Source organism: Teichococcus deserti (assembly GCF_001982615.1).
In the GTDB taxonomy this organism is placed as follows: domain Bacteria; phylum Pseudomonadota; class Alphaproteobacteria; order Acetobacterales; family Acetobacteraceae; genus Pseudoroseomonas; species Pseudoroseomonas deserti.
This window is the reverse complement of the sequence record NZ_MLCO01000349.1, coordinates 1-1,103: the sequence shown is the minus strand read 5'-3', so window position 1 is coordinate 1,103 and position 1,103 is coordinate 1. Positions and strand designations below refer to the sequence as shown.

The window sequence follows — 1,103 nt, the reverse complement described above, 5'->3', positions numbered from 1 at the left end:
CCCGTCTGGCGGGAGCGCGAGCGCCGCGCCAGCCGCCACACCCTCTCCGCCGATGGCGCCGACCTTGCCGATTTCCTGGGCTTCCTGAGCCGCCACCTGGGCGCCGAGCCCGGCCTGGAGGCGCTGCAGGCGCTGCGCCCTGCCGACCTGCGCGGCTTCATGGCCGAGCGTGCCCGCAAGGACGGCGTCGGCACCGCCACCCGCGCCCGCCAGCTGGCCGCCATCCGCGGCTTTCTCCGTTTTCTTGCCCGTCACCACGGCCTGCAGCCCCTGGCCCTGGCCGGCCTGCGCGGCCCCAAAGTGACGCCGCCCGCGCCCCGCCCGCTGACCCCCGACCAGGCCCGCGGCGTGGTGGAAGAGGCCGGCAGCGTGGAGAATTCCACCCTGCTGACCCTGCGCGACACCGCGCTCTTCACCCTGCTCTATGGCTGCGGCCTGCGCATCTCCGAGGCGCTGGACCTGAATGTCGGCCAGGCGCCGCGCGCCGGCATCGGCCTCAAGGTGCGCGGCAAGGGCGACAAGGAACGCCTGGTCCCCGTCCTGCCCGCGGTCGAGCGCGCGGTCGCCGCCTATCTCGCCGCCCGCGGCAACCCGCCGCCGGAGCAGCCGCTGTTCCTCGGCGCCCGCGGCGGCCGCCTGGACGCGGGCATGGCCCAGCGCGCGCTGCGCACCTACCGCCGCCTGGCGGGGCTGCCGGAATCGGCAACGCCCCACGCGCTGCGCCACTCCTTCGCCACCCACCTGCTGGGGGCGGGCGGCGACCTGCGCTCGATCCAGGAACTGCTGGGACACGCCAGCCTGTCGACCACCCAGCGCTACACCACGGTCGATTCGGCGAAGCTGCTGGAGACCTGGCAGAAGGCGCATCCGCGGGCGGGGTAGAGAAGAGAAAAGAAGAGAAGAGTAGGAAGGCTGGGGAAGAATGAAATCTTCCCCCAGCACCCCCATCATCTTCTTTTATCACCGGCCATTGACAGACCTGCGCTGTACCGGAGACGTCGCGAAAGCGTCACGGCGGGGCTTGGTGTGCCCGTGGTCTCCACGTGGACATGGCAATCAGACAGAAAAAAGAACGGGCGCGGCGCACTGCGCCGCGGGGGAAT

The 1,103-nt window shown here is 71.8% G+C and carries 1 protein-coding gene; it reads left to right on the top strand.

Going from position 1 to position 1,103, the window contains the following annotated elements; genetic code table 11:
- On the top strand, window positions 1-882 hold an 882-nt coding region (locus tag BKE38_RS26795), incomplete at its 5' end, for a tyrosine recombinase XerC (protein WP_076960255.1).
- Window positions 883-1,103: the final 221 nt, after the last annotated feature.